At 41.1% G+C, this 26,050-nt stretch carries 19 protein-coding genes; 11 read left to right on the forward strand and 8 right to left on the reverse strand.

Annotated elements, in window-relative coordinates; all coding sequences use genetic code 11:
* Positions 1 to 57: 57 nt before the first annotated feature.
* The 3 genes from thiD to QI031_RS18430 form a co-directional block, all read right to left on the reverse strand.
* Positions 58 to 879, reverse strand: coding sequence for a bifunctional hydroxymethylpyrimidine kinase/phosphomethylpyrimidine kinase (gene thiD, locus QI031_RS18420; protein WP_281481110.1), 822 nt, complete (start codon positions 877 to 879; stop codon positions 58 to 60).
* A gap of 11 nt (positions 880 to 890) precedes the next feature.
* Positions 891 to 2,531 (reverse strand): hypothetical protein, encoded by a 1,641-nt coding sequence (locus tag QI031_RS18425; protein WP_281481111.1) that lies wholly within the window; start codon positions 2,529 to 2,531, stop codon positions 891 to 893.
* Positions 2,532 to 2,839: 308 nt separating this feature from the next.
* A complete protein-coding gene (locus QI031_RS18430) occupies positions 2,840 to 3,274 on the reverse strand; it encodes a hypothetical protein (RefSeq protein WP_281481112.1) in 435 nt (144 codons plus the stop codon).
* A gap of 118 nt (positions 3,275 to 3,392) precedes the next feature.
* Between QI031_RS18430 and QI031_RS18435 the strand changes: the two genes are divergently transcribed.
* On the forward strand, positions 3,393 to 5,246 hold the full coding sequence (locus QI031_RS18435; protein ID WP_281481114.1) for a S8 family peptidase: 1,854 nt from the start codon (positions 3,393 to 3,395) through the stop codon (positions 5,244 to 5,246).
* A gap of 150 nt (positions 5,247 to 5,396) precedes the next feature.
* On the forward strand, positions 5,397 to 5,630 hold the full coding sequence (locus tag QI031_RS18440) for a hypothetical protein (protein ID WP_281481115.1): 234 nt from the start codon (positions 5,397 to 5,399) through the stop codon (positions 5,628 to 5,630).
* On the opposite strand, the gene QI031_RS18445 is transcribed toward QI031_RS18440, so the two are convergent.
* Positions 5,617 to 5,940 carry a thioredoxin family protein gene (locus QI031_RS18445; RefSeq protein ID WP_281486071.1) on the reverse strand — a complete coding sequence of 108 codons (324 nt, stop codon included), beginning with the start codon at positions 5,938 to 5,940 and terminating at the stop codon, positions 5,617 to 5,619. The two genes, QI031_RS18440 and QI031_RS18445, sit on opposite strands and share 14 nt — an antisense overlap.
* Positions 5,941 to 7,904: 1,964 nt before the next feature.
* Here QI031_RS18445 and QI031_RS18450 point away from each other — a divergent pair.
* Entirely contained in the window at positions 7,905 to 8,171 is a 267-nt protein-coding gene (locus tag QI031_RS18450; protein ID WP_281481116.1) for a hypothetical protein, read from the forward strand.
* Positions 8,168 to 10,663 (forward strand): cell division protein HetF, encoded by a 2,496-nt coding sequence (hetF, locus tag QI031_RS18455; protein ID WP_281481117.1) that lies wholly within the window; start codon positions 8,168 to 8,170, stop codon positions 10,661 to 10,663. Before QI031_RS18450 ends, hetF begins: the two co-directional genes overlap by 4 nt.
* Before the next feature lie 419 nt (positions 10,664 to 11,082).
* On the opposite strand, the gene QI031_RS18460 is transcribed toward hetF, so the two are convergent.
* The gene (locus QI031_RS18460; RefSeq protein ID WP_281481118.1) at positions 11,083 to 12,570 is read right to left on the reverse strand and encodes an IS1380 family transposase; all 1,488 of its coding nucleotides are present in this window, start codon (positions 12,568 to 12,570) and stop codon (positions 11,083 to 11,085) included.
* Between the two features lie 103 nt (positions 12,571 to 12,673).
* Between QI031_RS18460 and QI031_RS18465 the strand changes: the two genes are divergently transcribed.
* Positions 12,674 to 13,018: a cupin domain-containing protein gene (locus QI031_RS18465; RefSeq protein WP_281486072.1), complete on the forward strand. Its 345-nt coding sequence runs from the start codon at positions 12,674 to 12,676 to the stop codon at positions 13,016 to 13,018.
* Between the two features lie 163 nt (positions 13,019 to 13,181).
* Here the strand turns inward: QI031_RS18465 and psbA are convergent, their stop codons facing one another.
* Positions 13,182 to 14,264: a photosystem II q(b) protein gene (psbA, locus tag QI031_RS18470; protein WP_281481119.1), complete on the reverse strand. Its 1,083-nt coding sequence runs from the start codon at positions 14,262 to 14,264 to the stop codon at positions 13,182 to 13,184.
* A 300-nt stretch (positions 14,265 to 14,564) separates the two neighbouring features.
* On the opposite strand from psbA, the gene QI031_RS18475 reads away from it, so the two are divergent.
* A complete protein-coding gene (locus QI031_RS18475; protein WP_281481120.1) occupies positions 14,565 to 15,434 on the forward strand; it encodes an inositol monophosphatase family protein in 870 nt (289 codons plus the stop codon).
* 15 nt (positions 15,435 to 15,449) lie between these two features.
* Here QI031_RS18475 and QI031_RS18480 read toward each other — a convergent pair whose 3' ends face one another.
* A complete protein-coding gene (locus tag QI031_RS18480; protein WP_281481121.1) occupies positions 15,450 to 16,343 on the reverse strand; it encodes a phosphodiester glycosidase family protein in 894 nt (297 codons plus the stop codon).
* Positions 16,344 to 16,570: 227 nt separating this feature from the next.
* Between QI031_RS18480 and gntT the strand changes: the two genes are divergently transcribed.
* From gntT to QI031_RS18505, 5 genes are all read left to right on the forward strand, one after another.
* On the forward strand, positions 16,571 to 17,929 hold the full coding sequence (gntT, locus tag QI031_RS18485; RefSeq protein ID WP_281481122.1) for a guanitoxin biosynthesis MATE family efflux transporter GntT: 1,359 nt from the start codon (positions 16,571 to 16,573) through the stop codon (positions 17,927 to 17,929).
* A gap of 18 nt (positions 17,930 to 17,947) precedes the next feature.
* On the forward strand, positions 17,948 to 18,961 hold the full coding sequence (locus tag QI031_RS18490) for a glutathione S-transferase family protein (protein WP_281481123.1): 1,014 nt from the start codon (positions 17,948 to 17,950) through the stop codon (positions 18,959 to 18,961).
* Positions 18,962 to 19,017: 56 nt separating this feature from the next.
* Complete coding sequence (locus QI031_RS18495; RefSeq protein WP_281481124.1) at positions 19,018 to 20,619, forward strand: ArnT family glycosyltransferase; 1,602 nt, start codon at positions 19,018 to 19,020, stop codon at positions 20,617 to 20,619.
* A 177-nt stretch (positions 20,620 to 20,796) separates the two neighbouring features.
* On the forward strand, positions 20,797 to 21,264 hold the full coding sequence (locus QI031_RS18500; protein ID WP_281481125.1) for a MarR family winged helix-turn-helix transcriptional regulator: 468 nt from the start codon (positions 20,797 to 20,799) through the stop codon (positions 21,262 to 21,264).
* Between the two features lie 412 nt (positions 21,265 to 21,676).
* Positions 21,677 to 22,954: an MFS transporter gene (locus QI031_RS18505; RefSeq protein WP_281481126.1), complete on the forward strand. Its 1,278-nt coding sequence runs from the start codon at positions 21,677 to 21,679 to the stop codon at positions 22,952 to 22,954.
* Between the two features lie 307 nt (positions 22,955 to 23,261).
* Here QI031_RS18505 and QI031_RS18510 read toward each other — a convergent pair whose 3' ends face one another.
* Positions 23,262 to 25,985 (reverse strand): DUF3536 domain-containing protein, encoded by a 2,724-nt coding sequence (locus QI031_RS18510; RefSeq protein WP_281481127.1) that lies wholly within the window; start codon positions 25,983 to 25,985, stop codon positions 23,262 to 23,264.
* Positions 25,986 to 26,050: the final 65 nt, after the last annotated feature.

A 26,050-nucleotide genomic window follows, 5' to 3' on the forward strand; every position in this document is an offset into this window, starting at 1 on the left:
CCGGAAACTAGCCCAAGAATAATAGAAAAATGCTCCCAGAGCAAAGATTTTTTATGGTTAATTATGTAACAAAGAAAAGAAATGTCCTACAGGCCCTTGACCTTTGCCAATATTTATTGAGTCGGTGAGTGCATTTGTAACATATTCTTTTGCCTGTTGTACTGCTGACCACAATTCTTTTCCCATCGCTAGATTAGCAGCGATCGCAGCTGATAATGTACAACCAGTACCGTGGGTATTTTTTGTCTCTACTAACTTTGTTGTCAAGACTTCCAGTTTTTGTCCATCAAACCAAACATCAACACCACGCAAAGTTCCCTGCATTCCCCCACCCTTAACTAAAACAGCCTTCGCCCCTAAGTTCTCGTAAATCACTTGAGCTGCTGCACCCATATCATCTAGAGAATTGATTGGTAAATTGCTGAGAATTTGTGCTTCATAGCGATTGGGCGTGACGATAGTCGCTTGGGGAATCAAAACATCACGCAGAGTCTTCACAGCCTCATCGTCAATTAATTGCGCTCCTGTACGTGATACCATCACTGGGTCAACCACTAAATTGCTGATTTGCAAAGTTTCCACCTGCTGGGCAACAGCAGAGATAATTTCTTGGTTGAGCAACATTCCGGTTTTGGCAGCTTGTACGCCGATATCTTCAATTACAGCTTGAATTTGTGCCACAACTGCCTCTGGAGGTATAGCATCAACCCGCATAACTCCCAAAGTATTTTGTGCCGTAACGCAAGTTATAGCGCTAGTACCGTGGACACAATGAAAAGCAAAGGTGCGTAAATCAGCTTGAATCCCTGCACCACCGCCACTATCTGACCCAGCAATGGTTAAAGCCACAGACACCCTGGATTTTGTTTCAGCGTTCATAGATAAAAAGATTACTGACGAGATTGTAGTTGCTTGGCTAGTGCTGTCAAAGGATTTGGCTGGGGATTTAGCGATCGCTCTTGTGGTACAACAGTTAAATAAGGTTGAAGTTGCGCTTCGTCCACCCAACCAGAGTAATATTTAACGCTGGTTGATTGAGGAGAAAGATTAAGTAACTCTAAATCGCCACGCATAGCATTCCAATTAATAGGAATATTGGGAGAAAGTTCACCAGAACCGATGCCTTGCGGGCCACCACCAACTAAATTCAAAGAAACTTCATCCAATCCTCGCACAAAGCGTTGACCATTCCAATGCCACTCAAAACCAGGCCACTCCACAGCTGGTTTTCCTGGCGGCAAAAAACGCTGCAATTCATAAATACTTGCGCCTCTATCTAGTTTGACTGTGAAACCTTGAGGATATCTCACTTCATAGCGTCCTTTACCTGTCTGGAAGTCAATAAAACTCCACCACAACACTTCTATAGTTTCTTGATTATTACCAGATAAAGAAACAGCAGCAGTTTTGTTAGTCAATCCACTGTAAAGCGGTAGTTTTTTTGATGGTAGTTTAGCCATTGCCGTAAATCGCCAACAAGACCAATTATCAAAATTGTCAGCAGCTTGCCATTTAACTTGACAAACACCGTTAGCTGTACTGACCCACAGGCGATCGTTTTCTAATCTCAGCTTATCAGGAATTGCCCCCACCAAGGGACTATTATGAACATTATAACTAGTCAAAGAACCAGAATTAGGATTTTGGAAATCGGGACGATAAGCAACTAATCCCTTGGCTGGAATGTAAAGATTACCTTCTCCACTAACTTTAGTACCCAGCCAAAAAGTAGGGTTTTTAACATCTCCAGTTATGGCCAAATCAGTAATTTGTGTAAACCCTAGTTCCGGCGGCTGAATTAGGGTAAATTTGTTATTCTGGGGATTATATCTGACAATAGTAGCGATGCCAGTATTACCTTCACCTTGCTCAAAAGCAATTGACCACCAAAGAGAATCGCCATAAACTATAGCAGCTGTAATACGAGGAAAACCGAGTTGATTTCCTGTTGCAGAAAACCCAGCTTTTACTGCTGCTGCTTGTAAGTCTTTGAGAGTATATAAAGTTTTTTGTTGGGTTTCTTTACTATTAGGAGTAATTAACTCAAATACAATTTGATCATTAGTTGGCTCTGGTTCATTCGGTCTGGAAATATTATTGTCACCTAATGAAAACTGCGGTTTTCTCACAACGCGATATTGATAATTTTCACCCTGGAAATCAAGATTTTTGAATTTAGGGTTCACTAATTCTTGCGCGACCTCTGCATAATTATTTGGTGGTTGTAACTTCTTGGGTAGACTTCCTGGTTGTACCGTCCAATTATTATTACTTCGGCAGAAAACAAAATCTTGCTTTAAAGTTTGAAACTTAATCGTATCTACATCTGATGCAATATTGAGGATGTGGAAATTAAATCTGTCATAAAAGTTTTCATTTTTATTAGGGACAGGCAAAGATACGACTGTAGCCTTGGGACAGTTTTCTGCTTGAGGCTTGACAGTATTATTTACCTGCAAAGCAGTGTTGACGCTAGAAACACAAGCATTTAGCAGTAAAGTAATACCGAAAATAGGAATAAATTTTTTCATGGTCAAATATGTTCTTTAACAAGAACATTCGCTCTCTTACTTCATTCAATAAACTACAAAATCTCTAGAGAAAATTCCTAATCTTATTAAGATGTTTTGGAAATACTGGTATATAGTTATTATAACTATGTTTAAAACTGCAATTATCAGCGTAATTGATAAATTTGTTGAGAATATGACTAGTACAGATCACAGTTTTTAAGTATAGCAATCCTCTTAAAAACAGTGAGAGTTACAAACTGCCAAGTATGCCAGGAAAGAAAACGCTCATTTGACAAATAGTTTAAGATTGCTATATTGACTATCAACTATTGATTTTGTTCCGAATGTAAGTTTAGTAATGTATTTTGCAAATATTTACCCCATTGAGCTGCTAAAGGAATTTCTGTAAACGGAACATGTACCGAGTTTGCGGGTTTGGTAAAAAGAAATTCTAACTCAATCGTCCGACCTTTTTCGGGAGGAGTTTCTATTTCTACTGGGTTGCCATCTATCAAAAGTCGGATTTCTTGGATATCAAGTAAAGAAAAGGTTTCTAATTTAATTGGCCCTTTTGGTGTGGGTTTTCCCCAAGTTATATTGTGACCTTTTTGACCCAATACAGCATAAATATCGTATTTAGCTCTCTCAAATTGTTCTGCCCAAGTGCGGTAAGCTTCGACTTTTTGATACTCTTTCGAGCCTTGCCAAGCCAACCAAAAAAATGCTGCTAATAGAGGCAACCACAAAAGACCACGTTCCATCGTTTAAGTCCTGAATCCTGTGTGAAACTTGTGTAACTAAAAGTGCAAAATCCATCAATCAGAGACAGAGATAAGTTATGGTAGTGAGCAAACTGGCAAAAAGCGGTGATGAATTGATATGAGAAGACTTATATTATTGTGCTTGTTTGTCATCGGGTTAATAGCTGCTGTGTTTGGTTTCTGGAATTTTCAAGGACTAGCAGCCAAAGGTGATTTTGAGACAATTGTGCTTGATTTTCGGGAAGATATTCCTACAGAGTCAGTGAAGCGTGATTTACAAGCGATCGCTCAACAATACAACGTTACACCTCAATTAGACAATAAATTTTCAGCGTTAGACAATGTATATATTATCAAAGGCGATCGCCAGCGACTCAAACAACTGAAAAAATCTCAATTTGCTAAACAGACAGAGTTTATCGAACCAAATTATATTTACAACATAATTCCTCAACCGATTGAAGGTGTAGGATTAGGAACAATTTTGCAATCTCCCACTCCCAACAAAGAGAAAGCAAATCCTTCATTAGTTGGCCCTAATGACCAATATTACAGCAAACAGTGGAACCTCCACAAAATCGGCATTGAAGGCGCATGGAGTCAAACTAAAGGCAGCGGCGTGACAGTTGCTGTGATTGACACAGGTATTACTAAAGTGCGCGACTTGCAAGAGACGAAATTCGTCAAAGGCTATGATTTCGTGAACGACCGCGAAACAGCCACCGATGACCACGGACATGGTACTCATGTCGCTGGCACAGTAGCTCAATCTACTAATAATAACTATGGCGTAGCAGGAATTGCTTACGAAGCTAATCTCATGCCGTTGAAGGTACTCAGTGCTTATGGTGGTGGTACTGTTGCCGATATTGCCGAAGCAATTAAATTTGCTGCTGATAATGGCGCAGATGTAATTAATATGAGCTTGGGTGGTGGCGGTGAAAGCCAGTTGATGAAACAAGCAATTGAACATGCTCACAGAAAAGGCGTTGTCATAATTGCTGCTGCTGGAAACGAAAATGCTAATGGGGCAAGTTATCCAGCACGTTATCCTTACGTGATTGGCGTTTCAGCAGTCGGTCCAGACGGAGAGAAAGCATCTTATTCTAACTTTGGTGCTGGTGTTGATATTTCTGCCCCTGGTGGCAGTGAAACTGGTACGATTCTGCAAGAAACCATTGACGAAAACGGCCAAGGAGTATTTTTAGGACTCCAGGGTACTAGCATGGCTTCTCCCCACGTTGCAGGTGTGGCAGCTTTGATTAAAGCAGCTGGCATCAAAGAACCAGATGAAGTTTTAAAAGTTCTCAAGCAGTCAGCACGAGTTATTCAAGATGATGGTTTGAATTATTACGGTGCTGGACACCTGAATGCCGAAGCAGCCGTTAAACTTGCCATCACAGGGCAAATCAGCTTCCAAGATTTCTTCCGCTGGTTACGTGATAACGGCTACATTAACCCTGGCTTTTGGATTGATGGCGGTGTTGTAGCATTGTTACCCAAAGTTTTAATGGTACTGGGTTCATACTTGCTAGCTTGGTTTTTACGAGTTTACTTCCCCTTCACTTGGAGTTGGTCTTTAGCCAGTGGCTTAATTGCTGGTAGTTCTGGGTTATTCTTCCTCAAAGGAATTTATATCTTTGACCTTCCCCAATGGCCTTTCCGAGTTTTAGGAAGTTCCATTCCCGAACTAGGCAACACTTTACAAGGCACTGATGCTTTTAATCCTCTGTTTGCCAGTGTTTTGATTCCCATTGCTTTAGTAGTATTACTTTTGGGTCATCCTCGTTGGAAATGGTTCGCCATCGGTTCTACTCTAGGTATTGCAGCGTGTTTAACAGTAAGTGCAGTGTACGACCCAGAAGTTTGGGGCTTAGGAAGCGGTAACTTAGCCAGATTTTTCTTAATTACTAATGCCTTACTTTGTTATGGACTAGCTCGTTTAGCATTAAAAGATGAAAAAAGGGCATAGGGCATGGGGCATGAGGAAGAGGAATTGGGGCAGGGTGCGGGGTGCAAGGGGGATGAAGAAAAATTATCTATTTCTCCCTGCCCTCTGCTCCCTGCTCCTTGCTCCCCCTGCTCCCCTTGCCTCTCCTACACTACTCCCCCACTTACAATTATGAGCATCACAATTACAGGTACAATTGAACGGCGTGAACTTGGTATGGGCGCTTGGGCGTTAGTCTCAGATGAGGGTGTTACTTACGAAATCCTCAAAGGTGCTGACAAAAATTTACTTAAAGCCGGACAAAAAGCTAAAGTTAAAGGACAGGTGCGTGAAGATATCATGACAACTGCCATGATTGGCCCTGTCCTAGAAGTAAAATCTTTCGATGTAATTAGTTCTGACTAGCTGTGGAATTTAGAACCTCTTGGAGACGGCTTCTAAACTCTCCTTTGGGATGGCCTCCTTTAACTTCACCAATAATCTGAAATTCTCCTTCTGGAGCATCACAGATAATATAAGTAGGCCATCCCATCTCTGATTTATCGGGATACTGGCTCAGCAACACTTGGCGATATTTGCGGTAAGTAGCTGTGTCTTGCATTTTCACATCAATAAATTGCAAACCCAGTTCTTCAGCCACTTTTTGGTCGTAGAAAGACATTTTGTGGCAGATACCGCACTCTTCGGAAGAAAACTTAATGACAGCTAAATTCATCTGGCTCTGCGCCTCTTTTGCATGTAGGCGATACATTTTAGCATTTAGCATGGCTCTTGAGAGCCAATCATATTGTCATAAGTCCAAAATATGGACATTAAGTATTTAGACGTAAAAATTATAGGAAAAAATAAAAAACTTCACGCCACTTGCGGGATCAAGTTTTCGGGCAGGGGGCAGGGGGCAGAGGGAGAAAGAGTTTGAGCTTTATTTACTTTTATTCACATAGTTTGATTTTATTTCACAGATTTACTTATGGAAAATTAATCAAAATCAATGATATGATTAGCGGACTGCGGTGTTTATAAGGTGTAAATCCCATAACAGTTTTTGAGCAATGCCTCCGGCAAGCAGATACTCGGTACAATGCGAAACAATCAATATCTTTAAATAATTAGTGGTTTGGCCAATACTAAGAGTTAAAGCACCTAAATTAATTTCATAGCGCTAAGAGTAACCTAAAAAAACTATCAGTGAAGAGGATAATTGCGAGAGTTCAAAGTAAATTTGTGTCAGCAAAGTGTGACATTAATAGAAATGTATGTTATCTACGCTAGAATATTGTTCTCGACTTGCGCTAGAATATTGCCCTAAGCAACTACCAAGTAGGCAACCTACACAAGCAAAATATTTACCAAAAAAATCCCCTAGAGGGTGTTAAACAACCAGGGGAGTTAATTATCAGGGTGCATCTACCAATTAAATGTTCTAAGATTAAGCGCAATCCTCCGGATTAATCTGTACAAACCGAGGTTGTTTTTTCTAAAAAAAATTCCCCAGTGGTGGCAGCCAACTAGGGAAGTTAGTTATCAGGGTGCATCTACTAATAATTTGTTCTAGGATTAGACAGCATGTTCCGGATAAAATTGTCACAATTAATAGTGCTGTTTACTCAGCACAAAAAAATCCCCCGGTGGTGGCAACCGACTAGGAGAGTTAATTATCAGGGTTACGTTTATCAATAATTGATTTGTTAAAGGCGCAATCAGCATCTTTCGGATAGAATTTTTATCAACGGAGTTGCTGTTTGCCCTAAAAAAATCCCCCAACCAGTGTTAGCCAGTCAGGGGAGTTAGTTATCAGGGTGCATCTACCAATTAAAGATTCACGTCACAATCATCATTTCCCGGACAAATGTTTAATAATTATGGTTGTTGCTAGTTTGCCCTAAAAAAATCCCCCAACCAGTGTTAGCCAGTCAGGGGAGTTAGTTATCAGGGTGCATCTACCAGTTAAATGTTCACGTCACAATCATCATTTCCCGGACAAATATTTAATAATTATGGTTGTTGCCCAATAAACTCAACAAAAAAAATCCCCTAACCAGTGTTAGCCAGTCAGGGGAGTTAGTTATCAGGGTGCATCTACCAGTTAAATGTTCACGTCACAATCATCATTTCCCGGACAAATATTTAATAATTATGGTTGTTGCCCAATAAACTCAACAAAAAAAATCCCCTAACCAGTGTTAGCCAGTCAGGGGAGTTAGTTATCAGGGTGCATCTACCAATTAAATGTTCACGTCACAATCATTGTTTTCCGGACAAATGTTTAATAATTATGGTTGTTGCTGTTTTGCCCTAAAAAAATCCCCCAACCAATGTTAACCAGTCAGGGGAGTTAGTTATCAGGGTGCATCTACCAATTAAATGTTCACGTCACAATCATCATTTTCCGGACAAATGTTTAATAATTATGGTTGTTGCTGTTTTGCCTTAAAAAAATCCCCTAACCAGTGTTAGCCAGTCAGGGGAGTTAGTTATCAGGGTGCATCTACCAATTAAATGTTCACGTCACATCATCATTTTCCGGATTAATGTCTGATAATTATGGTTGTTGCTGTTTTGCCCTAAAAAAATCCCCCAACCAGTGTTAGCCAGTCAGGGGAGTTAGTTATCAGGGTGCATCTACCAATTAAAGATTCACGTCACAATCATCATTTTCCGGACAAATGCTTGATAATTATGGTTGTTGCTGTTTTGCCAATAAAAAAACCCCTAGTGAGTGTTAGCCGACTAGGGGAGTTGAAGATCAAGGTGCATCTACCAATAAATTGTTCTATGCAGATGCTAGCCAATCCGGATAAAGTTGTAGAAGCCTATCAGGTCAAAGAACTTGGTTCAGAAACATTCAGTAACAGGATGCATCTAAGTTATCAGCAGGAGCAAAAAATCGACTTGAAACTTTCGCGTTTCAAACTAGATTTAGGAGGCGAACAGGAGAAGTTGTGACCCAGGAATTTCATGTTTCTGTAACGCCAGTAGGGCAAAATGACTACTTGGTGCGGACGGAACGAGTCGCGCCTGGGGTTCCCTTGGCAGAAGAACTAGTGACGTGGCCTGTAACTGAATGGTTGACCGCAGCTGGGCATTTAATGAATGACCCACTAAAGTCGGTATTGCAGGGAGACATGTTCGCCAGAAACTCTGTTAACTTGGTGGCATTGGGTCAGCAATTTTATAACGCACTGTTTCAAGGCACTCTCAGGGATAGTTGGATTACTGCCCAAGGTATTGCCCAAAATCACCAAGAAGTCCTGCGCCTACGCTTGGGGTTAAAAGACACAAGACTAGCGCGTCTGCCGTGGGAAGTGATGCACGCAGGCGATCGCCCCCTTGCCACTGGCCCTTATGTGGCTTTTTCTCGCTACCAAAGTGGAATTTTAGCGGCTTCTCGTTTCCCATCAAGAAATAACTCAAACACGCCTGAAGAAGGTGGCGTAAAAGTTTTGATGGTACTGGCATCACCCCCAGATCAAGTCCGGTTGGAGTTGCTGAAGCAAGAATCGATGAGATTACAAGCTGAACTGCATCGAAAAATATCCCGAACCGCTGAAGGTGGCGATCGCCTCCCCGAAATTGAACTCACTTTGCTTGATCAACCAGGACGAGAAGAATTAACCCAAGCTTTAGAACAAGGAAGATATCAAGTTCTACACTACTCCGGTCATAGTAGCTTAGGACCAAACGGTGGCGAAATTTATTTAGTTAGTAGCAGAACTGGCTTAACAGAAACTCTCAGCGGAGATGATTTGGCGGGTTTGCTGGTTAATAATAATATCCAAATGGCGGTGTTTAATTCCTGTTGGGGAACATACACAGCTAACTCGGATAGTGTTGGCGATACAGGTGAACGCAACCTTTCAGAAAGTTTGGTAAAACGCGGGATCAGGGGCGTTTTAGCAATGTCAGAACGGATTCCTGATGAAGTAGCACTAACCCTTACACAATTGTTTTACCGCAACCTTAGTCAAGGATATCCTGTAGATTTGTGTGTGAGTCGAGTGCGTCAGGGCTTAATTTCTGCTTATGGTTCTCACCAAATGTATTGGGCTTTACCAATTTTGTATCTCCAGCCAGAGTTTGACGGTTTTCTCTGCCCAGAAATTTCTTTAAATGCAAATACGGAATCGCCGAATAATTATAGGCCGCCTTTACAGATCAATCCCAATATGATGTACTCGGCGATGGCAGAGAATGATGAGATGCATTTACCAATGGAGGATATGATCTCCTCTGGTTTGCCTCATGATCCTTCTGGGTTGGATTGGCTGGGTGAAGAGACTTGGGGCGATCTGGTTGATGAAATTGAGTATGATGATCCCATTTATACAGATGATCCAAGCTATGCAGAAGATTCTGCTTTAGTTTCGGATTTATTTCGCCAGTTGGATAACCAAAAAGCAAATCATCAGCAATTTCCTGGCGATGAGGAACTGGTGCAACAGGCAAGAGAAAATCAACATCAAGGGGAAATTGCTTTTATTAATCAGCAAGCAGGGTTACAAGAAGAAGTGCCAGAAGCCCTAACCGAAACTAACCGAAATTTTGCAGAAAACGAAGAAAATTTACAACTAGCCTCATCGCAACAAGCCACATCAAAACATCTCACCATTCGTCAACGGCAGGCTATTTTGGGCATCGTAGGCGCAAGTGCGATCGCCACAGTGATCGGTTTGGGTTGGTGGTGGCAAAATCGCCAGATGTTAGTATCGTCCGATATACCAGTAATTCCTACACAATCTCAAACCACCCAAAATAATTCTAAAATCAACTTACAAAAAGCTCCTACTGAAATTGTTACCGCTAATGCTACGGAAAAATTGAGCCAAGGAGACTTACAACCTGGGCTGGTAGCTGTCGAAGAACTTCTCAATCGTGGCGCACTTAATGCTGCTCAAACTGCCTTGAATCTGATTCCCCAAAAGCAAGCTAATGAGGCATCTGTCAACTTTTTCAAAGGGCGATTAGCGTGGCAGCTAATTCAAACTGGAGACGACAAATATAGTATTGATGATGCCCGCCGTTATTGGGAAAGTGCTGTTAAGGCTGAACCAGACTCATTTTTGTATAAAAATGCTTTGGGTTTTGCTTACTACGCAGAAGGCAATGTCAATCGAGCCAATGATTCTTGGCTAACGGCGTTGGATTTAGCGCTGAGACAACAAAACGCAACTTCTAACGCAGTAGTATCCTTTAAAGGATCAGTCCCTCAAGATGCTTTAACTTCTTATGCTGGTTTAGCTATTGGGTTGTATAAATCTGCACTGAATCAACCTGCTGCCAAACAAGCACAATATATGAAAGAAGCGATCAAACTACGTCAAATGGTGCTTAAAGATGATCCAGTTAATTTTCAGGTAAATAAATTAAGTAACAATTGGTTGTGGACAGAAAAGGCAATTAGCGACTGGCGATCGCTACTTCAGGAAAAATATCAATAGTCATTCCGTCTTACGAGGTTTTTATGTCAGAAGGAGCAAAATTAGTTGCCATCAACGCATCTGATGCACCGACAAGAACTAAGCCCTCAAACTATCCTAAACCGTTTGCATCGCGTATGGTGGGCAGGAAGAAACACCCACTTAGTCCCGGATTTCTCACAAGTAGTGAAAAATCAATTTACATGACCTGATGTGAGGCATTTTTTTGATACATCATCAATCAAAATTTAGGTGTAGAGATAAATTAAGTATAAAACCGCATTTATAAAGGTAAAATAATCACTATTTTTTTATGGGGAGTAAAATTAAAATGCTCTGCTCATAAAATTAAGCATGACAAAACAAGACTTGAATCTTGAATCAACCTAAGCCCAAAGTATAACTGATTAGAAATAAGTCAAAGGCAATTTAACTTAAAATTAAGCAGTATTAGTCAGCATTCTTAAACGTCTATGAGCAGTAGCAAAGATATTTTTGTATGGGCAAGAACTAGTAATTGCAATTAAAATACAGCGTGTATTTACAGTAATTAAAGCTCCTAACTTCAATAACTTGGTACGAATAGTTCCAACAGTAGCATTTTGTAATTCAGTTTTAGTTAAACATTTTTGGCGCAAAGCATTCATCAAAACGTAAGCTAAAGAAGAAAACCATAAACGTAATTGGTTCCCTGGAAATGTGTGGGTGCTTGTTCTATCACTAAAAAGTTCTAGTTGTTGTTCTTTAAAACGATTTTCCATCTCCCCTCGCTGACAATATTTTTGTTTATATAGTTGACTAGGTGGTACTTTATTGGTAGCAAGAGTTGTTACAACAAAACGAATATTAGTCCCCTTTGCTCCATATTCAACCTTACAAACAACACGACGACTACGACTCCAAGATTCACGAGTTTGATAGTCTAATGACTTATACCAAATTGAGTTATCAATCAAGTCACAAGCAAGCCTTGGAAGCTGTTCATCTGGTTTAAATACTGTTTCCAAAAACGAAACTGCTGTTGATAATTTCTGCTCAAACTCAAGTGAGGCTCTACTTTGAATCGTCGTAGTCATCCCAATTAAACGACTATTTTGCGCTAATCCAAAAACATAATCTAAACCGGGCTGTGATTCACACCACGTCATAATATCGTCCCTAGAATAGGCACTATCTCCACGTACTAGAATCTCAACATTCTTCCATTGTTGACGTATTTGTTTAATGACTCTTTGTAATTCTGATAACGCCCCAAATGCTGGGTCTACATTAGAAGGGCGCAGTTTGGCTGCTAATAGATGTTTTCCACAAAATATATAAAGTGGAGCATAGCAGTATCCTCCATAATAAGTGTTGAAGAAAACTTGCTCCTGCGAACCGTGTACTAAATCATCGGTTACATCTAGATCCAAAATAATTTGCCTTGGTTCTTTGGCGTGAGATTCTAGAAATATTTTGACAAATAAGCTTTCAATTTCTGATGGACAATGCCCAATTTTATGGTAACGGCTGTCTGCTCCTTGTTCCACATCTTCTGGACAATGTTCCAGCCGATTTAATGTACTTTTTCCTGCCAATATTGTTGGTTCATCCTCTATTCCCATTGTTTTTAACACTGCTAGAGCAAACATCGGGTCTTGACGTAATTCCTCGTGGTCATTTAAGTCTTCATATCCCATGACCAACCCGTATATACGTTGTTTAATTAAACTCTCTATTGAATGGTCAACTCGATTTGGTTGACGGTAATCTTGGAAACACTGTGCAAATTTTGATGTGATTTCTAATTTTCTGTCTATTTCCGCAATTAAGCTTAATCCTGCATCCGATGTTACCGTCCCACCCTGAAAATTAACTACAATCGGGTGTGATTTTTCCCCGGAGAATTTGAATTGTTTTGGTGTACGATCTGTGAAAGTCGGGGTCATGCTTTATAACTGCTGAAATGCTTATCCTATATACATTTTCGCAGTTTTTGACCCCCTTTTTTTATCTCTTTGTGAGAAATTCGGGTTTAGTGACCTGTTTGGGATCACGAACTTTGGTGTAAACCTAACACGCCTAGCTCCCCAGGCAATCTCAGCCCTTCGTCACGCTCACAGCAAGCAAGACGAGTTCGTGTATATTTTGGAGGGGCATCCAACGCTATGTACCGATGAAGGTTGTACACAACTCTCCCCAGGTATGTGTGCCGGCTTCAAGGCTGGCACTGGTAACGGCCACCACCTGATTAACGAAACCTCAGAAGATGTTCTTTACCTCGAAATCGGGGATAGAACACCGCAAGACGAAGGCAGCTATCCCGATGACGACCTTATGGCCAATTTAGAGAATGGCTTGTGGAAATTTGTTCACAAAGACGGTACACCGTACTAATTATGACCAAGAGTTAAACTGCGGTGACTAATGCTGCTAATGCACGCATTCTTTTATAGAAATTATACAGAAAAATATCGTGTAGTTTGAAGTGCGATCGCCTCAATAAAAAACGCCTTCCAGAAATGGAAGGCGTTTTTTATTTAGATTTAAAACTTGAGAATTAACCGTTAATAGCAGGTGCAGTTAAAGCAACAGGAGCAACATCACCAGCAGCCAAGTCTAAGGGGAAGTTGTGAGCGTTACGCTCGTGCATTACTTCCATACCCAAGTTAGCGCGGTTGATTACATCAGCCCAGGTAGCGATAACGCGACCTTGAGAGTCAATCACAGACTGGTTGAAATTGAAACCGTTGAGGTTGAAAGCCATTGTGCTTACACCCAACGCTGTGAACCAGATACCAATCACAGGCCAAGCAGCTAGGAAGAAGTGCAGTGAACGGCTGTTGTTGAAAGATGCGTATTGGAAGATGAGACGACCGAAGTAACCGTGAGCAGCGACGATGTTGTAGGTTTCTTCTTCTTGACCGAACTTGTAACCGTAGTTTTGTGACTCGGTTTCGGTTGTTTCACGAACCAAGGAAGATGTTACTAGTGAACCGTGCATTGCAGAGAACAAGGAACCACCGAATACACCAGCTACACCTAGCATGTGGAAGGGGTGCATTAAGATGTTGTGTTCTGCTTGGAAGACAATCATGAAGTTGAAGGTTCCGGAGATACCCAAGGGCATACCGTCAGAGAATGAACCTTGTCCGATGGGATATACCAAGAAGACTGCGGTTGCTGCTGCTACTGGGGCAGAGAAGGCTAGGCAAATCCAAGGACGCATTCCTAAGCGGTAGGATAGTTCCCATTCACGACCTAAGTAGCAGAATACGCCGATTAGGAAGTGGAAGACTATCAATTGGTAAGGGCCACCGTTGTAAAGCCATTCGTCTAAGGATGCTGCTTCCCAAATGGGGTAGAAGTGTAAGCCGATAGCGTTAGAGGAAGGCACAACTGCACCGGAGATGATGTTGTTGCCGTAAATCAAGGAACCTGCTACTGGTTCGCGGATGCCATCGATGTCTACTGGAGGTGCGGCGATGAAGGCGATGATGAAGCAGGTGGTGGCAGCTAGCAAGGCGGGAATCATTAGTACGCCGAACCAACCAATATATATACGGTTGTTGGTGTTGGTGATCCAATTACAGAATTGCTCCCATACGTTGGCGCTGGAGCGCTGTTGTAAGGTTGTAGTCATGTTTTTATGATTGCGATTGTTTTATGTATGTATCAGGCTCTTTGTTTGTGCCTGTTAAAAATACTTTACAATGCTTTACAAAACTTAAGCAAGTAGTTAATGCTTTGTAAAAGTGATAATAAACATTAGTTTTAGTTATGCAAGCTACTTACATCTACTGGTCTATCACTCCGTCACTAAGAGGCTGCGAGATCCTTCAAGAAGTCGGGGATCTTACCAGATGGTGGCATTACGGTATTATTCTTGTGCAGTGATTTTGTCTGGAAAAAAATTCCATCATCTTAAAAGGAGCTTGTCAGAATGTCTACAAAACCTACTCCACGCCTGATTTTGGAGACTTTACTGCCTCATCTCAAAGTAGCAGCAGCTTATGCCCGCTTTCTACAACCAAAGATTGCTGCTTTACCTGCGAAAGAATCAGGAGACAACTTTTTTGCGGCTGCACTAACTGATGCAGATTTAGCAATTCAAAATTTGGTCGAAGTTGTACTACTGGGTACTTTCCCGGAAATTCGCTTTTATGGTGAAGAGTATGAAAGTTCTGGTAATACTAAATATTTTCGTGCTGTCGAACTCGGTTCAACTGATGATTACTTAGTCACTCTTGACCCGATTGATGGCACAAAGTTTTACATGGATGGACATTCTAACTATCAGATTATTCTTAGTATTCTTAATACAGATGACTTTGAAGCAGTACTCGCCATTTCCCCTGCCCAAAACATTTATGATTACGCTTTGCGAGATCAAGGTGCTTTTCAAGGAACGCTGGAGATGGACTTAGATAACTGCAAACCGCTACGGGTAACATCCTCCAAACCTCATGTATTGTTAGGGTGGGGAATGAGTTCAATCGCACCTGCACTAGAAGGACAATATCAAGTAATTGATGTAGTAACAGACTACTCTAGTGATAGACAAATTCCTAACCTCAATGGTATTCTCAGTGGCGACTTGAGTGGAGCAGTTATCAAGTCGGGTAAATTTATTGATGGTGCTGCACTTGCTTTTTTGGCGAGAGAGGCTGGTTGTATTGTTACCACTTTAGACGGCTCAACTCTACCACCACTACATACTTGTAAAGAATACAGTCGGTCTGGGCTGATAGTCGCTACCTCTAAAGAAATTCACCAACATTTGCTGCAAGCGACGCAAAACTCATTTGTTTGACAGCAATAATTTTTTCTACTTTTCCTGAACAAGTAAAACCGATTTTACAGGTCGTTTGACAACATTACCCTGTGAATTAATCTTGCCGTAGAAGGTTTTGCCTTTGTAATATAGGGAGGACGAACTTCCTCCGTCTAAGTTCATTGCTTTTTGGACACCAAGGGTTTTCATGAAATCTGCCAAGGCTGGTAAAGATATCCCAGAATCAGCAGGAGCCGAAGGTTTTTGAGCTACCATTACTAAAACAATCGTTCCGTCATGGGTAATACCTACAGCAGTTCTGGCGTTGAGTTGGTTACTGCCAAGGGCATCTCGTCTATTGTTATGATCTACAAAGCCTTCTTGTACTGATGTCAGTTTTGGTAACAGACTCGGCCCAGCACCGATAGCATCGATTAATTGACAACCTGCGGGTGCTGACTGATTATGTAAAGCAATATCGTAACGGCTAGTTTGCCCACATAAGTAACGGCGGAACTCCGCACGATTGAAAATTTGATTTAGGTAAGGTTTTAATTTGGGATTGTTTACCAACCGTTCGTTTTGCTTGGGGTCAGCCACTATTTGACCGGAGAGGATAATATATGATGTAGATTTTTGGTTGACTGGATCAAAAAAGCCTGCATTTAAGATGGCGATCGCTCGATATTTCTGAGAAAATTCTTCTACAGTAGCTACTTTTTCTGATATTGCCGGAGTCACTAAAAATCGGCGATCGCTAGGAATAAACAGTATATGAGCTATACTCTGGGCTAAAGTGCGCTGCTCGTAGCGAATTTTTTTTGGTAGTGGGGGCTTCTGTGAAGGTACAACAGCATTCATTAATAAAGAACTTTGTCCGTAACCTCCCACAAATAACAGCATCCCCAAACTAATTAACACTCCCCCTAATAGCCAAATTTTTCTCACTTATTTCCTACTCAAATTTGTTTGCAACTTTGATTATATAAAAATGGGGTATTGGGCATGGGGAAGAAGAGGAATTGGGGACAAGGAGAATTGGAGAATTGGGGAAAGAACTGTCCCCTTGTCTCCTTGTCTCCCCTGCTCCCTGCCCCCTTGCTTCTTCTGCCTCTGCCTCTCGTCGCTTAAACTGAAGAAGTCCGGATTTAGATAATCTTTCGTACAGGCAATCTATGACATTGGTGGCTCCCAAGCAGTATAACTTTTTGCCTCGATTTTACCGACTAGCAAGTATTAGTGTGCTTTCTAACATGATGGTTCCTCTAGCAGGTTTGGTTGATATTGCCTTCCTCGGACATTTGGCAGATATCCGTCACCTAGCTGGAGTCATTTTGGCAACCATCCTTTTTGACTACCTTTATCGTGTATTAAAATTTCTGCGTTCAAGTACTAATGCAATTACCGCACAAGCTGTTGGACTTGATGACCCCAAAGCCGTTTTATTGTCAGGATTACGAAGTGGTTTAATTGCCTTGGGAATTGGATTACTTATCTTACTGCTTCAGTATCCACTGCAACAAATTGGATTTACCATCCTCAGTGGTTCTCCAGCGATTGAAAGCTCTGGAGTAGATTACTATTGCGCCCGGATTTGGGGAGCTCCTGCTGTCTTGCTCAACTTTGTGTTGATTGGTTGGTTTCTGGGACGAGAAATGAATAGCGTAGTACTGCTCATCTCGATTATTGGCAACGGTTCTAATGTATTGCTGGACTATTTGATGATTGTCAAATGGGGTTGGGCAAGTATGGGAGCCGGACTGGCAACAGCTCTTAGTCAATATTTAGCACTGGTTACTGGTTTGGTTTGTGTCTGCTTTAGTATCAAATGGCAAACTTTACCAGCTGCTTTGCAAGAGGTTTTTGATTGGGTAGCTCTTAAAGAAGCTGTTGTACTCAAAAGTAATATTTTAATCCGATTTTTGGCTTTGATTTCCACTTATGCCATTTTCACTAATCTCAGTGCGGTAATGGGAACAACTTTCTTAGCAGAAAACGGTTTGCTGCTCCAGATTGCTTTATTGAGTCAGTTCACAGTGCAAGGGGTAGGAATGACAACCCAAACCCTGACCGGAAATTTTCAGGGTAAAGGAACCAGAGAACAGATGTTTCCATTACTTCTTGTTTCGGTACTCACTAGTTTGGTAATTGCTTTGGCTTTCGCCGCCGTGTCTGTTTTATTCCCAGATGTAGTATTCGGATTGTTGACTAATCATACAGAGATTAATCAACATATTAGTGGCTATGTGGTTTGGTTATTGCCTTTGTTAGGGTTTACTGCTATCGCTTTCATGCTGGAAGGATACTTCATTGGCTTAAAAGAGGGTAAAACTTTACGTAACGCCGTTTTAATTGCCTTTGGATTGGGTTTTAGTCCTCTGGCGATCGCCGCATGGTATTTTCACAATAACCACCTTTTGTGGATGTCTCTTGTAATGTACATGGCAATTATTATGGTAGTACTGGGTGTACAACTACCTCGGACGTTGGATAACCAAAACCTGCAAAATCAGGAACTACTTCCAAATCCTTAATTTTTCTTACTTCCAGCTATGACTGAGAACAAAAACTTACAGCCAGGGATGCCTAAGACAAAAAAAAAGGGCAAGTCTCTCCCGCCAAAGCTAATTATCAAGCTGGGTAAGTTTGTTTGGACGACACTTTGGCACACAATGATGTCAAAAATTGCTCCCCGTAATCAATCTGGAGAATACATTCGTCCTAGCAGCCAGTTTAGAAGCTTTATTACAACGCAAGCAGTGGCGGGACGCTATCACCTTTATGTCGGTATGAGTTGTCCTTGGGCGCATCGAACTTTGGTTGTACGCGCACTCAAAGGACTAGAACAAGCAATATCAGTGTCTATTGTCTCTCCTGATGCGACTTCTGGAGGCTGGGTATTTAATGAACCAGAACAAGGTTGCAATACCCTGGCTGAGTTATATGAGCTGGCTAACCCTGGTTATAGCGGGCGTTCTACAGTTCCAGTGTTATGGGACAAACAAACAAACACCATTGTTAATAATGAAAGTGCAGAAATTATTGTGATGTTGAACTCACAATTTAATGAGTTCGCACTCAATCCTACACTGAATCTTTATCCAGAAGAGTTAAAAGAAAAGATTGACTCGTGGAACGATCGCATTTATAAAAATGTCAACAATGGTGTATATCGCTGCGGATTTGCCCAAAGTCAAGCAGCCTACAATCAGGCGTGTGAGGAACTATTCACTACTTTAGATGAGATTGATACCGTACTAGAAACCAATCGCTACTTATGTGGGAACAATGTCACCCTTGCAGATGTGCGTTTGTTCACCACATTGTTTCGATTTGATATTGCATATTATGGTTTGTTTAAATGCAACCGCCGCAGAATCAAAGATTATCAGAATTTGGGAGCTTATCTGCGTGATATGTATCAGTTAAAAGGCGTTGCAGATACTTGTGACTTAGAAAGCGTCAAGTACGATTACTATGGCAGTCTTTTTCCATTAAATCCAGGTGGTATTATTCCTGCCGGGCCTGACATCACATATCTATTAGAGCCACATGGTCGTGCTTAAATAGCTGATAGGGCTTTTAAGAAGGCATTATTAGCATTCCCTGGGCATAAATATCAATGTTGTATAGACTACATTCCTGGCGGACTATCTGGCGGCAAATATATCTATCCTCTGTATTTCCTTATGTCAGTTTGTTAATTTGGACACTGCCGTTATTGCTATTTAGTTCTGGACAGAATAGCTTGATGGCACACGATGAAGGGCTGTACGCTTGGCGGGCGCGCCAAATGTTCGACTCTGGCGACTGGATAGCTCCTTGGGGTAATGTTCATCATAAAACCCCTGGCCCTTATTGGTTGATTGCTATTGCTTACAAGCTATTTGGTATTAGTGAAAACAGTGTGCGAATTACTAGCATAATTGCTGGTATTTTTAGCTTATTACTGGTATATGAAATCGGCAAAATTATACTGAGTAAAAAGTTAGGTTGGCTAGCTGCGGCGATTTTGAGTGTAGAGTTTCTCTGGCTGCAATATTGTCGCTTAGGCACACCTGATGTACCAATGATTTTTTTGATACTTTTAGCTATTTGGTCTTTAATCAAAGCTGAACTAAATTTTAAATATCGCTATTTGTGGAGTTTTATTGCTGGTTTAAGTTTGAGTTTAGGCTTTTTAGTCAGAAGCTTTATGATTTTTTTGCCGATGATGGCTTTATTACCTTATTTAATTGGTGAACATCGCCGTCATCGTCATCTTGCTAACCCCATGTTGTATGTAGGATTTGCAATTGGATTAATTCCTACTTTGGGTTGGCTGTGGTTCAATTGGCTACGTTTTGGAAATGCTAGTTTTGCAGAATTATTCAGGTTTGTTTTTCAATTGGGTACTCATGAACGTGGCGGCAATGGCATAATATTCTATTTTTGGAATGTACCAGCTAAATCTTTCCCTTGGTCTTTGTTGAGTATTTTAGGTTTAGTTTTAGTATTTCGCCATCCCATTCCTCGTTACCATTTGCTATTAGCCGGCTTTCCGCTAGTGCTATTTGCTGAACTGAGTATTTTTTCTACGCGCCTGTCTCACTATAGTCTTAGTCTTTATCCGTTTATCGCTTTTTTGGCTGCGGTTGGTTTAGATTGGTTAAGCAAAATTTACCAAAGAGGAATTACAAAAAATATTCCCCGTAATCTTAGTTATGCCTTTGGTGTATTGGGTGTTTTACTTTTGCTAGCAGGTATAGGTGTTTTTGTTTGGGGTGATGCTAAAATTCGTGACTATGCAATTCTGGGCTTGATTGTGGGATTGAGTTGGTTAATTTTACCTGCGGTATGGATTGCTCGTTACCACTTGGGGATGAAGTTTTTTACAGCAAGATATTGGGTGGCTGGTTGGCTAATTCCCTGTTGGCTGGCTTTGGCTATAGCTGGTAATTTAGGCTTATTAGGTAATTATAATTCTGATGTTAAGACGTTTATTCAAAAACCTGCGATCGCCTCAATTGTGCAAACTCATCCTATCTACTTTGTACAAGTCGGTGGAAAAACTGCTGTGTTGCTCAATTTTTATACTCCTGTTCATGGTAAAAAAGTAGACTCTATTTCTCAAGTTCCTGTCTTAAGCTATGCTTGGGTTTCTCCAGAAGAGGCGGCTAAATTATCAATACCTTACCGCGTTCTTGGTACTGTGCAGAAACATTTATTGATTCAAGTTATGTGAGTTTGGGCATGGGGCATGGGGCGTGGGGCATGGGGCATCCCTTCTCTACGAGACGCTGCGCGAACGGCTGCGCTCAGGGCAAGTGGGCATGGGGCAAAAAATCTCAAGTTTGTCTTTCTTGCTAATATGCAGCAATTTCGCTAGGATCAATATTACGTATGCTAAATAATTAGTTAAATGATTGCTCAATCAGATCATTCATCAGGTTTAGAATCGTGGCAGCAAAATCTAGCGCCATATAATTTGGGCTACAGAATCAAATTGCTCTCACAATTGCTCACTCGCAAGTTTACAGAGAGGCTAGAACCCTTTGGACTAACTCCATTTCACTGGCTAGTACTATGTTGTCTGTGGCAAGAAGATGGTTTACCAACTTCTTGTATTGGAGACAAACTCCAGCAAGTCGGAGGAACTTTAACAGGTGTTCTAGATCGGATGGAAGAACGCGGTTTAGTACGTCGAGAACGCGATTCACACGATCGCCGGATCTGGCGAATATGGTTAACTGATGCTGGTAAAGAACTAGAAGCAGTTTTGCCCCCAATTGCCGCCCAAATGCGCGATGCCGCAATGGATGGTATTTCTGCTGCTGATCGTGAACTTTTTTCGCAACTTCTCAATCAGGCGATCGCTAACCTTTCCTAAGACTATGCCATAATCACTCCATTGGGTGAAGTATTGTTGAGATGCTTTTGTAAGAATAATACGTATATAAAATAAACGATATATAAAAGACCATAAGCAAATATTAATTACTCTAATTAAATTTCTAATCAGGAATTGGGAATGTCTACAAAAAAATGTTCATGGAAAGTTAAGTAATACCAACTTGCCTTAAAAAAAAATTCTGCTTTAATAACATCTCTCCACTTAGTAGTCTATCGCAGCAACTTTGCAAAGTTAATGTGAAAAAGTCCAGTTCTTTTCTTCCCCTGCTTCCCCTGCTTCCCCTACCTGCCTCCACCTGTCATTTTTGGGTTGACAGAGTACTAGGGGGGGTTGTAGCTACGTCGAAATGATATCTATAAAAGCATTACTGGTATAAAGTAAACCTTACATGAACAGACAAGCTATCCAGAAAGAATCGCTACTACCAGCATTAAGATCAAGAAACTACCGTTTGTTTTTTGTTGGACAAGGTATTTCCTTAATCGGGACATGGATGACACAACTGGCTACAATTTGGTTAGTTTATAACTTGACAAATTCCCCATTTATGTTGGGTGTTGTGGGATTTACCAGTCAAATTCCTAATTTCTTTTTAGCTCCCTTCGGCGGAGTATTTGTAGATCGTTTTTCTCGATATCGTACTTTAATTGGCACGCAAGTACTAGCCATGATTCAGTCGCTAACTTTAGCAGTGTTAGCGTTGAGTGGAGTCATTCAAATTTGGCACATCATAGCTTTAAGCTTATTTCAAGGATTTATTAACGCTGTAGATTCACCTGCACGGCAAGCATTTGTACCAGAATTAATTGAGCGCAGAGAAGATTTAGCTAATGCGATCGCTATTAATTCTACGATGATTAATGGGGCGCGATTAATTGGCCCAGCGATTGGGGGTTTACTTATCGCTAGTGTCGGAACTGCTTACTGTTTTTTAATTGATGGTTTGAGTTACATTGCCGTGATTACTTGTTTATTGGCAATGAAAATTCAACCTTGGAAATTTGCAGCCACTCAGGGTAATCCCTGGCAAAAAGTCAAAGAAGGATTTGTATATGCCTTTAGCTTTCCGCCAATTCGCGCCATCTTACTGCTATCATCTTTAGTGAGTTTGATGGGACTACAAAATACGATTCTTGTACCAGTTGTTGCAGAAGAAATTCTCAAAGGAGATGCAAAAACTCTGGGATTTTTAATGGCAGCATCAGGAGTTGGAGCTTTATCAGGTGGTATTTATCTAGCTACACGGCGAACAATCTTAGGAATTGGTAAGTTGATTAGTTTAGCACCAGCTATTTTAGGAATTGGTTTAATTGCTTTTGCTTTATCTCGATTTTTACCTTTTTCATTATTTACAATGCTGTTTGTAGGTTTAGGAACAATTCTTCAAATTGCCGCTAGTAATACCTTTTTACAAACAATTGTTGAGGAAGATAAACGTGGAAGATTGATGAGCTTGTATACAATGGCATTTTTGGGAATGATGCCCGTGGGTAATTTATTAGGAGGAATATTAGCAAGTCACATTGGGGCTGCTAATACTTTAATTATTGACGGAGTAGCTTGTTTAATCGGATCTATAATTTTTAGTAGACAGTTGCCTAATTTAAAACAAATGGTTCTACCAATTTATGAACAAAAAGGAATATTAATCACCAGAAAAACTTAAAATAATTATTATATTGATCAGTAAAATTTAGCTCTAATACCATTTTTTTGTGAAGCTGCGCCCAACTCTTTTAAACTCTTATCTTGACGTTCTTGGCGGTAGCTTGCGGCAAGCCGCTTTGCGTCTACGTTTTTAACGTGAGACTCCAACCGAAACAGAGGCGCACGTATTTATAAAGCGCATCTTTATACAGAATTATTACTACTACGAACTTATCAAGTGTTACAGGTTAACATTTAAGTAGTAGGTACGGGAAATAAGGAAAAAGAAATGCTGTTTTCCCTATTTCCCAATCATTGCAAAATCTCTATTGCAACTTACTTAAAATCATACTGACATCAACAGCTAACTTTTGACCCAACTTCAGTAATTGATTGCACTGATTACTATCTTCTTCATTAGCAACACTAGTCAGACACAAAGGCATAATTTGACTATGCAGACAGCTAAAGTATAGCTCTTGCGATCGCTCTAGGGAGATACCAACATTTAGCTGATACCCAACATCAATAAATCGTTCAAATAGTTGGATATCTGCATGAAAACTACCATTAGCGTCATGCAACAATTGCCAAAGCGATCGCGCAATTAATTGTTCTAACATTTGCTTGGCTTCGGGAACATTCAGCCGACAACGCAGATGTTTGGCCTCAGTGGCGATCGCTTCTAATTCTACAATATGATTCCAACACAATTGAGGTTCAGTGATATCTTGCTCTAGCGATCGCAATGTCATCATACAGCGATAACCCAAAGCAATTTCTGCTGCCACCTGCAACTCTTGGGGTACTTCTAGTCCATCGCGGTGAAACGCCATCAGTACGCCATAATTTTCTCTATATGCCTGGGTATATAATTGGTCTAACCGTGTCAAGGTTTCTTGACTAATTAACCGCATAATTCGATGGCGTTCTTCAGTAAAGAGATTCTGCAAACTAAAAGCTTCTTCTCCAAATAGCTGCGTCATTACCAAGATAGAGTGAGCTGCACTCGCTTGTTGCAGCGCCTCAAACAGCTTTTCTTTGAGTTGGGTGTAGTCACGTCGTCCCATAAATTGTTGAATGCAACAGTGAAAATCCCAGCCTCCCAAATGGAGAACGGCAAACACTAAATGTTCGCTTTCCCAAGTAATTTCTGACACCATTTTTAAGTGTCCTACAACCAAAGTTAGCGATCCCATGCGTTGTAGCTGGTAATCTAACTCATTGGCAGTGTAGCAATAAACTCGCTTTTGGTAAGGCTGAGGATTTTGACTAGTAGCATTTTCTCTAGAGATGAAATTGCGCGTTTCTGCTGGCTGATAATTACTAAACAGTGAAGTAATAGCGTAATGCGCTGCAACTTGTTTAAAGCCTATCTGAGCAGTTAGTACCAATTGGCGATAAATTTCCGCACCATGCTGGAAACTCTCAACATTACTAGGGGCTAAACCCAAATGTTTGAGGAAACCTTTTTCTAGTTGTACACCCGCCACATCTCCGGCTAATTCTAAAGCACGGGCGGCGTAACGCAGAATCTGCGTTCCCTCTGGACGAGAAATTTCTTCAAAAAACCATCCGCAGCTAGTGAACATTAATAAAGCGTGACGCTGCATTTCTAATAAGCGCAGAGCGTCTACTTGTTCGGCTGCTGTGAGTTTGTGGGTTTGATGACAAGACAGGAAACGGCTAACATTGTCAGTAGAGCGATCGCGCAATACTTGAATATATTCGTCTCTTGCTTGCCAGGGATCATTAAAAAGTTGTTTGCCACATTCTTCATACACTTCTATTAATTGATCCCGCAGCCAGTTTAAAGCATCTCGTAGAGGTCGCCGCCATTTTTGATGCCATACACCGCCTTCACCACCACAACCACAATCATCTTGCCATCTATCTACACCGTGAGCGCAACTCCAGGCTGTAACTGACTTTAATTCTACTTCCCAAGTAGGAGGATTAAGGCTGAGGTAGTGGGCAAAGTTTGTCACCGTCCAACCATGCTGGGGAAACTCATTAATAAAAGCGTAGGCTAAAGTTTTTTCAGTTCCTTTCTTGTGGTGTCCAAAGGTTTCGCCATCTGTAGCCACAGAAATTAATTGTGCTGGACGATGATCCCCGCGCACAGCCGAACCAATACGTCCAGCGAAGTGATGAGAGTTATAAACAACATCACTAAAACCCATGTCTCTTGAAATCGGACCATCGTAGAAGAAGATATCGATGTAAGGACGGGAGTCATCATCACTTCCATTTCCTTCATTGATGGTGCTGAGGGGTGAAGATGAATTGCTGAGTGTAGGCTTTAGATAACAGCGATAAGGACGTGTGGGATCAATTTGACTGCCACCAACTTCATGCCATTCCGGTTGAGAATGATCTGGGGTAGGTAGGAGACGACAACGCTTGGCTTGAGATGGTGCAAGGATAATAAAGCGAATCCCTTCAGTAACTAAAGCTTCTAGAGTGGCATAGTCTACGCCAGCTTCAGCTAACCATATACCTGCGGGATCACGTCCAAAGCGAGAACGGAAATCTTCTTTACCCCAGCGAATTTGGGTATATTTATCACGCTCGTTAGCTAGGGGCATGATGATGTGATTATATACTTGCGCGATCGCGTTGCCGTGACCTTGCAAACGCTGACAACTTTTGGTGTCTGCTTCAATAATCCGCTGATAAACTTCCATATCATGGCGCTCTAGCCATGACATCAGCGTTGGGCCAATATTAAAGCTGAAATACTCGTAATTATTCACGATCCCCACTACCTCGCCTCGGTCATTTAAGACTCTGGCAAAGGCATTGGGACGATAACATTCCGAGTGGATGCGCTCATTCCAATCATGGAAAGGTGCAGCACCGGGTTGGCGTTCAATCGCGTCGAGATAAGGATTTTCCCGTGGTGGCTGGTAAAAGTGTCCATGTACCGTTACATAAACACCATTCGCTTGGTTCACGGGATCGCTTTGGTGAGTATCTTTATCAGTATCAATTAAATTTGATGTAAATGTTGAGCCAGAACTAGCTGGCATTTCAGCAGCAGAAGTCATGTATATTTATCCAAAACAAAAAACTTGTATTTGTGCCGAAAACATTGTATTTAAACCTTTCTACA

Origin of the sequence: Halotia branconii CENA392 (assembly GCF_029953635.1) — a bacterium.
Classification (GTDB): Bacteria; Cyanobacteriota; Cyanobacteriia; order Cyanobacteriales; family Nostocaceae; genus Halotia; species Halotia branconii.

Coding starts and splice junctions, on each gene's coding strand:
- thiD (WP_281481110.1), bottom strand. CDS start 879: ATGAACGCTGAAACAAAATCCAGGGTGTCTGTGGCTTTAACCATTGCT.
- QI031_RS18425 (WP_281481111.1), bottom strand. CDS start 2,531: ATGAAAAAATTTATTCCTATTTTCGGTATTACTTTACTGCTAAATGCT.
- QI031_RS18430 (WP_281481112.1), bottom strand. CDS start 3,274: ATGGAACGTGGTCTTTTGTGGTTGCCTCTATTAGCAGCATTTTTTTGG.
- QI031_RS18435 (WP_281481114.1), top strand. CDS start 3,393: ATGAGAAGACTTATATTATTGTGCTTGTTTGTCATCGGGTTAATAGCT.
- QI031_RS18440 (WP_281481115.1), top strand. CDS start 5,397: ATGAGCATCACAATTACAGGTACAATTGAACGGCGTGAACTTGGTATG.
- QI031_RS18445 (WP_281486071.1), bottom strand. CDS start 5,940: ATGAATTTAGCTGTCATTAAGTTTTCTTCCGAAGAGTGCGGTATCTGC.
- QI031_RS18450 (WP_281481116.1), top strand. CDS start 7,905: ATGGTTGTTGCTGTTTTGCCAATAAAAAAACCCCTAGTGAGTGTTAGC.
- QI031_RS18460 (WP_281481118.1), bottom strand. CDS start 12,570: ATGACCCCGACTTTCACAGATCGTACACCAAAACAATTCAAATTCTCC.
- psbA (WP_281481119.1), bottom strand. CDS start 14,264: ATGACTACAACCTTACAACAGCGCTCCAGCGCCAACGTATGGGAGCAA.
- QI031_RS18475 (WP_281481120.1), top strand. CDS start 14,565: ATGTCTACAAAACCTACTCCACGCCTGATTTTGGAGACTTTACTGCCT.
- gntT (WP_281481122.1), top strand. CDS start 16,571: ATGACATTGGTGGCTCCCAAGCAGTATAACTTTTTGCCTCGATTTTAC.
- QI031_RS18490 (WP_281481123.1), top strand. CDS start 17,948: ATGACTGAGAACAAAAACTTACAGCCAGGGATGCCTAAGACAAAAAAA.
- QI031_RS18495 (WP_281481124.1), top strand. CDS start 19,018: ATGTTGTATAGACTACATTCCTGGCGGACTATCTGGCGGCAAATATAT.
- QI031_RS18500 (WP_281481125.1), top strand. CDS start 20,797: ATGATTGCTCAATCAGATCATTCATCAGGTTTAGAATCGTGGCAGCAA.
- QI031_RS18505 (WP_281481126.1), top strand. CDS start 21,677: ATGAACAGACAAGCTATCCAGAAAGAATCGCTACTACCAGCATTAAGA.
- QI031_RS18510 (WP_281481127.1), bottom strand. CDS start 25,985: ATGACTTCTGCTGCTGAAATGCCAGCTAGTTCTGGCTCAACATTTACA.